This window comes from Halapricum sp. CBA1109, from assembly GCF_009741825.1.
Classification (GTDB): Archaea; Halobacteriota; Halobacteria; order Halobacteriales; family Haloarculaceae; genus Halapricum.
This window is the reverse complement of record NZ_WPCA01000005.1, coordinates 41,334-47,777: the sequence shown is the minus strand read 5'-3', so window position 1 is coordinate 47,777 and position 6,444 is coordinate 41,334. Positions and strand designations below refer to the sequence as shown.

The window sequence follows — 6,444 nt, the reverse complement described above, 5'->3', positions numbered from 1 at the left end:
GGGGGTTCAAATCCCTCCGACCCCACTTTCTCACACTACCCACCACCAAGCAGTGCCGACTTCGGCCGGTCGAGAGCCCGCCGAAGCGAATCGCGACTAGGGGTTGTCACGCACGCCGACGAGACGGTCCCCGCGACCGAGACCCGAGTCCGCCGGAGGTTTATATTCGATACCGGGACCACCCGGAGGTGTGCGTCACGCGATAGCCGTCACCGTGGTCCTTCTCGGAGTAGCGGGAGTCTTCGCTGTGCCCGCCGCGGGGGCGACAGACGCACCCACGAGGGGTACGAACGCAACTGACGACCAACCGACGATCGTCGCCGCCTACCCGAACCCAGTCGCCGACGGGGACGCCGGCGAGTTCGTCACCCTCTCGGTTCCCGACGAGCGCTCGCTGTCGGCGTACACGTTCGGTGACGACGAGACGACGGCCACGCTCCCGAACGTCACCGCGACCGGACGGGTCGTCCTGACCGACAACGCGACGGCCGTCCCGGACGCTGTCGAGGGGCGGGTCGTCGAAGTACGCGGGTTTCCGGCCTTGGCCAACGGCGGTGAACCCCTCACGCTCGAGACGGAGAACCGGACGCTCGACACGCTGACCTACGCCGCCGCGCCCACGGACGAACTGACCGACGGCGAGGCGTGGCGACCGCTGTCGGGGACCGACCGGGACCCGGTCGGCGGGGGACCGACCACCGTCGAGGCGTTCGTGTTGCCGGACGCGCCGGACGCAGCCGTCGATGCGATCCGAGGGGCCGAGGAACGCCTCCTGCTCGCTGGCTACACGTTCGCTTCCGAACGCGCCGCGGACGCGCTGGTCGCGGCCGAGGAGCGCGGCGCGGCGGTCGAGGTGTTGCTCGACGGCGGGCCGGTCGGCGGGTTCACCAACCGGAGCGTCGCGGTGCTGGACCGACTCGTCGACAACGGTGTCACGGTGTCGATGCTCGCGGGACCGACTGCTCCCTACCGGTTTCACCACCCGAAGTACGCCGTCGCGGACGACCGGGCCGTCGTGCTGACCGAGAACTGGAAGCCAGCGGGCGTCGGCGGGCACTCAAGCCGTGGATGGGGTATCACGACGACGCAACCGGAAGTCGTCGAGGGGTTGGTGAGGACGTTCCGTGCCGACGCGACCAACCGCTCGACGGTCCCGTGGGAGCGCCACCGGGCGGATATTACTGTCGAGAACACCACGCCGGTGAGCGGCCGCTACCCCTCGCGGTTCGACGCCGCGAGACTCGACGCCGACCGGGTCGAACTGCTGGTCGCGCCGGACAACGCCGTCGGGCGCATCGAGTCGCTGCTGGCGAACGCGAGCGACTCGATACGGATCCTGCAGGTGTCCGTCGACGGTCCCGAAAACAGGCTCCTCCGGGCGGCAATCGCCGCCGCCCGTCGCGGCGTCGACGTCGACCTGCTGTTGTCGCGGGCGTGGTACGCCGCCGAGGAGAACCGCGCGCTGGCGGCAAACCTGACAGCGACGGCCGAACAGTCGGGCGTCCCGCTGTCGGTCCGGCTCGCGGACCCGAACGGCCGGTACGAGAAGATCCACGCGAAGGGACTCGTCGTCGACGGCGAACACGTCGTCCTCGGGAGCCTCAACTGGAACGACAACGCTTTCCAGAACAACCGCGAGGTGGTCCTGTTGGTCAGCGGCGAGGCGGTCGGCGCGTACTACGGTCGGGTCTTCGCGGCCGACTGGGAGGGCGGCGCTCGGCGATTACAACTCGGATTGGTCGTCGTGCTGTTGGTCGTCGTCGCCGTCGCCGCGGCCGTCGGTAGGAAGATACAGTTTCGTCCCTGATCACTCGCTCTCGTGGGGGAGCGAGACGGAGCTGTGGAGGTCCTCGTCCAGTTCGGCCTCGGCCATCTTCTCGACGAGGGCGTCCAGCACCGCCTCGCGTTTGCCGCGGACGAATTTGATCGAGCCCACGACGAGGTGGCCGCCGCCGGAGACGCCGGCCCCGGGGTGTTCCTCCCGCAGCTCCGCGACCATCTCGGGGATGTCCAGCCGGACGCCGTCACTGCGGAGGACGGCGAAGTCCGGCCCGTAGCCGATGGTGATGACCGGTTCGCCCGTCTCCTCGACCTTCCGGTCGTGGACAGCGCCGGTCGTCTTCCCCGGAGCGGGGTAGGTGAACCGCCGGGCGTGGTTCTCGACGTCGAGGCGGTAGAGGTGGGCGTCGTTGTCGAGCGCCTCGTGTTCGACGTGGGGCATCGCCATCTCTAGCTGGCGGTCGATGTCTCGCTCGGAGCGGTCGGCGAGGAACGCGACCAGCTCCTCGTGGCGCTGTCGGTCGTCACAGTCGACGTTGAGCGTGTCAGTGATCAGCCGTCCGCCGTCGTTGTACCGGAGGTAGTTCGTCGCGTAGTCCAGCGCTTCGCCGACCCGTCGCAGCTCCTCGGCGTCGTACCCTTTCTCGGCGGCGAGGTCGAGGTAGTCGCTCATCGCGTCGGCCTCCGATCGGTCCGAGAGGCCGGCGACGGCGGGGACGTGTTCGAGGTCCGCAGTCAGGTCGGGGGCGATCATCCGGGCGAGTTCGACGCACATCATCCCGGTGGTGATCCGGTAGTCCTCGCCGTGGAGATACGGGTTGACGTGGCTCTCGACGAGGCCCTCGACGGCGTCGGGGTCGGGGTGGTGGTGGTCGACGACGACGATTGGGATGTCGTAGTGGGCGAGGTTCTCGTAGGCCGGCGTGTCCTCCTCGGTCGACCCGTTGTCGAGCATCATCAGGAGGGGGAGCTTCTGGCCGTGTCGCTCGCGGTTTTCGAGCGCGAAGTTGAGATCGCGGGTCACGTCCTCCATCTCGTAGAACGGCGCCTTGCTCGGCAGGCGCTTGATGAGGTGCTGGGCGGCCTGTGGGTCCTCGTGGGTCTGTTCAATGTACCGTTCGAGGGCCAACTGGACCGGCACGGAGGCACAGATACCGTCGCCGTCGGCGTGGTGGCGCATCCGCAGGGGGCGGCCTTCGAGCACCGTCTTCCGGAGCAGGGTCGCCACCTCCCGGAGGTCTTCGGCGAGAGGTTCGAAGGACTCCCACTCGACGAGGGGATCGACGTCGTTCGGTTCGGCGGCGGTCTCGGTCTCGAAGGCGACCGTCTCGGCGACGGCGTCACGCTGTTCGCCCTCGATGGCGTCGAGGTCGTCGACCTCGATCTGGTGGCCGCCGTCGCGGGTTTCGACGCGGCCGGTCACGCTCACGTAGTCGTCGACGTCGACGGTCGGGTACGCGCGGACGCCGGCGTCCTCGAAGGCCGCACAGGGGACGACGCCGGTGCCGTCACGGACTTGGAAGATAGTCGGGCCGCCGGTCTGGTTGATCTGGGCGACCTGTCCCGTCAGCGTGACCGTCTCGCCGACGTGGTCGTCGATGCTCTCGACCGTGAGGTCGACACCTGCGGTGACGCTCTCGGTGTCGTACTCGCCGGGCGCTCGCTCGCGGAAACTCAGGTCGCCGTCGGGGCGTCGCTCGTCGAGTTCGACGATCAGTTGCTCGCCCATCTCGTAGGACCCCAGCAGGTTCGAGTCGTGGACGAGGCCGGAGACGGACTCGCTGAGGTCGACGAACACGCCGTAGTCGACGACGCCGTTGACGGTCGCCAGATAGAGCGAGTCCGACTCGACGGCCTCGGGCCCACACCGGGAGTCGAGGTCGTACACTGTCGGGGTCGCGGCTCCCTCCGGAGAGGAATCGGGAGATGACATATTACTACTGTGTCGGCACCCTCGGGGTTTCAAGCTTTGGAAGCGGCCGCTGGCTCACCCCCAGCAGTCGGAACGCTTAGAAGGCGGCCGACCCGATGGGGGTGTATGCGGCTGTTCCGCAACTCGGAGATCATCGGTATCGCCGAGAGCGCCCTCACGTTCGCGCTCGAATCCTCACGGGACAGCCATCCGAACGAGTATATGGGGCTGCTCCGCGGCGAAGACGCCCGGAAACTCGGCCTCGACCGGAGCGGGACCGTCCTCAGCGACGTGCTGGTCATCCCCGGTACCGAGTCCAATCCCGTCAGCGCCACGGTCAAGACGAGTATGGTCCCCAACGACGTCAGCGCCGCCGGGTCGATACACTCCCACCCGAACGGCGTCCTCAAGCCAAGCGACGCCGACCTCGCCACCTTCGGGAAGGGCGACGTCCACATCATCGTCGGCGCGCCCTACGAACGCGGCGACTGGCAGGCCTTCGACACGGAGGGCGACCCCATCGACCTCCCGGTACTCGACGTCGAGTTGCCCGAAAAGGAGTTCTTCGACTTCACGCAGGCCGACATCGACCGCGAACTCGCACCCAGCGAGGAGGACGACCGCGACGGCGGGTGGTTCTTTTGACGCGCGTCGTCGCACAGGGCACATTCGACCTGCTCCACCCCGGCCACCTCCATTACCTCCGGGAAGCCGCGGCGATGGGGACGGAGTTGCACGCCATCGTCGCCCGTCACGAGAACGTCACCCACAAGGACGCGCCCGTGCTGGACGGCCGCCAGCGTACCGAGATGGTCGGGGCGTTAGACCCCGTCGACGAGGCCCACCTCGGCCACCCCGAGGACATCTTCGTCCCCATCCAGCGCATCGACCCGGACCTCATCGTTCTCGGTCACGACCAACACCACGACGAGGCGGCAATCGCCGACGCTCTCGCGACGCGGGGTATCGACTGTTCGATAGAGCGTGCCGGCCCCCGAGAACCTGACTTCGACGAGGAGTTGCTGTCGACGAGCGCTATCGTCCAGCGCATTCTCGACCGCCACCACTGAGAAACTGTTTTCCGGCGGGCGACGCCGGAGTCCGAACCTACAGCAGGTCCGCTTCGGCCAGTCGCTCGACGGCCTCCCGCAGTCGTTCCTTGCTCGCGGCGTAGGACAGGCGGACGTAGCCGGGCGTCCCGAACGGACTGCCCGGCACGGTCGCAACCTGTGCCTCCTCGACGGCCGCTTCGGCCCACGCCTGATCGTCCTCCCAGACGGGGAGCATCATATAGAACGCGCCCTCCGGAACCGGGACGTCCTTGCCGTGGTCGGCGAACAGGTCCACGAGCATATCCCGGCGTTCCTCGAAGGCGTCGCGCATCTCGACGACGGGGTCGTGGGTGTTCTCTAGGGCCTCGACGCCGGCGTGCTGGACGAAGTTGACTGCGCAGGTCACCGAGTGGCTGTGGAGTTTCCCGGCCTGATCGACGAGCGCTTCGGGCGCGCCGATGTAGCCGAGGCGCCACCCGGTCATCGCGTAGGCCTTCGAGAAGCCGTTGAGCGTGATGGTGCGGTCCTCCATCCCCTCTAGGGTCCCGAGACTGATCGGGTCGGCGTCGTCGTAGGTAATCTCCTTGTATATCTCGTCGGAGATGACGAGGAAGTCGTGTTCGACGGCCAGGTCACGGACGCCTCGAGGGCCTCGCGGGAGTAGACCGACCCGTGGGGGTTGCCCGGGGTGTTGACGACCAGCAGTTCGGTGTCGTCGCTGACGGTGTCGGCGAGTTCGTCCAGTGCGGGTTCGAGGTCGAAGCCGTGGTCGGCCGTGGACATCCGGGTGACCGAGCCGTTTGCCAGTTTGACCATCGCCTCGTAGGAGACCCACGCGGGGTCGATGAGACAGACTTCGTCCCCATCGTCGATGACCGACTGGAACACCTCGTAGAGGGCCTGCTTGCCGCCCGGCGTGACGATGATGTTGTCGGTGCCGTACTGGGTGAGGCCGTCGGCCTCGAACTTCTCGACGATGGCCTCCTTCAGCGCGGGGATGCCGTTGGAGGGGGTGTAGCCCACCTCACCGGCGTCCATCGCGTCCTTGGCGGCCTGTTTGATGTTCTCCGGTGTGTCGAAGTCGGGTTCGCCGACGCTGAGGTCGACGACGTCTTTCCCCTCGGCCTCCAGTTCGGCCGCGAGGTTGCTGATGGCGATAGTCGCGGACGGTTCCACACGCTGTACGCGGTCTGCGAAGTCGAATTCGTAGCTCATAGTTTACTCATATCGATGGCGCTCTCGACGGCCTCGCGCCCCTTCTCGGTGCGGGCCGCGGCCTCGTCCTGGCTCATACCCGGGCCGATGATGCCGAGCGTGACCGGCGTGTCACGGTCGAGGCTGACCTCCGTGAGCCCCTGCGCGGCGGCGTGACCGATCACTTGGTCGTGGTCGGTGTCGCCCGAGACGATGACGCCGAGCACCGCGACGGCGTCGACGTCCTCGCGGCGGGCCAGTCGGTCGGCCGCCAGCGGCGTGTCGTACGCGCCGGGCACCTCGTGGGTCGCCACTATCTCGGCGTCGCGGTCGGCGGCGGCCTCGCGGGCCGACTGTTCCATCTCCGAGAGGACCGCCCCGTGTTTGTCGTACTGGGCGATCACCAGCCCGAGCCTGACCATATCTGGCGGGTGGGCGCGTGCCCTGAAAGAACTACCGTTCCGCTCGCGGTCGGCAACCACAAGCCTTCTATCCACCCGGTGCGGT

At 67.7% G+C, this 6,444-nt stretch carries 5 protein-coding genes and 1 pseudogene; 3 read left to right on the top strand and 3 right to left on the bottom strand.

Annotated features, from left to right (window positions below; translation table 11 throughout):
• The first annotated feature begins 247 nt into the window (after positions 1–247).
• Complete coding sequence (locus GJ629_RS01430) at positions 248–1,807, top strand: phospholipase D-like domain-containing protein (RefSeq protein WP_370515745.1); 1,560 nt, start codon at positions 248–250, stop codon at positions 1,805–1,807.
• On the opposite strand, the gene GJ629_RS01425 is transcribed toward GJ629_RS01430, so the two are convergent.
• A complete protein-coding gene (locus tag GJ629_RS01425) occupies positions 1,808–3,712 on the bottom strand; it encodes a DHH family phosphoesterase (RefSeq protein ID WP_157511411.1) in 1,905 nt (634 codons plus the stop codon). It lies immediately after the preceding gene.
• A gap of 105 nt (positions 3,713–3,817) precedes the next feature.
• Between GJ629_RS01425 and GJ629_RS01420 the strand changes: the two genes are divergently transcribed.
• Positions 3,818–4,336, top strand: a complete 519-nt coding sequence (locus GJ629_RS01420; protein WP_157511410.1) for a Mov34/MPN/PAD-1 family protein — start codon at positions 3,818–3,820, stop codon at positions 4,334–4,336.
• The gene (locus GJ629_RS01415; RefSeq protein WP_157511415.1) at positions 4,333–4,761 is read left to right on the top strand and encodes an adenylyltransferase/cytidyltransferase family protein; all 429 of its coding nucleotides are present in this window, start codon (positions 4,333–4,335) and stop codon (positions 4,759–4,761) included. Before GJ629_RS01420 ends, GJ629_RS01415 begins: the two co-directional genes overlap by 4 nt.
• A gap of 37 nt (positions 4,762–4,798) precedes the next feature.
• On the opposite strand, the pseudogene GJ629_RS01410 reads toward GJ629_RS01415, so the two are convergent.
• Together GJ629_RS01410 and ribH are read right to left on the bottom strand one after the other, a co-directional pair.
• Positions 4,799–5,958, bottom strand: a pseudogene (locus GJ629_RS01410) (pyridoxal phosphate-dependent aminotransferase).
• Entirely contained in the window at positions 5,955–6,359 is a 405-nt protein-coding gene (gene ribH, locus GJ629_RS01405; RefSeq protein WP_157511409.1) for a 6,7-dimethyl-8-ribityllumazine synthase, read from the bottom strand. Before ribH ends, GJ629_RS01410 begins: the two are co-directional and overlap by 4 nt.
• Positions 6,360–6,444: the final 85 nt, after the last annotated feature.

Coding starts and splice junctions, on each gene's coding strand:
- GJ629_RS01420 (WP_157511410.1), top strand. CDS start 3,818: ATGCGGCTGTTCCGCAACTCGGAGATCATCGGTATCGCCGAGAGCGCC.
- ribH (WP_157511409.1), bottom strand. CDS start 6,359: ATGGTCAGGCTCGGGCTGGTGATCGCCCAGTACGACAAACACGGGGCG.
- GJ629_RS01425 (WP_157511411.1), bottom strand. CDS start 3,712: ATGTCATCTCCCGATTCCTCTCCGGAGGGAGCCGCGACCCCGACAGTG.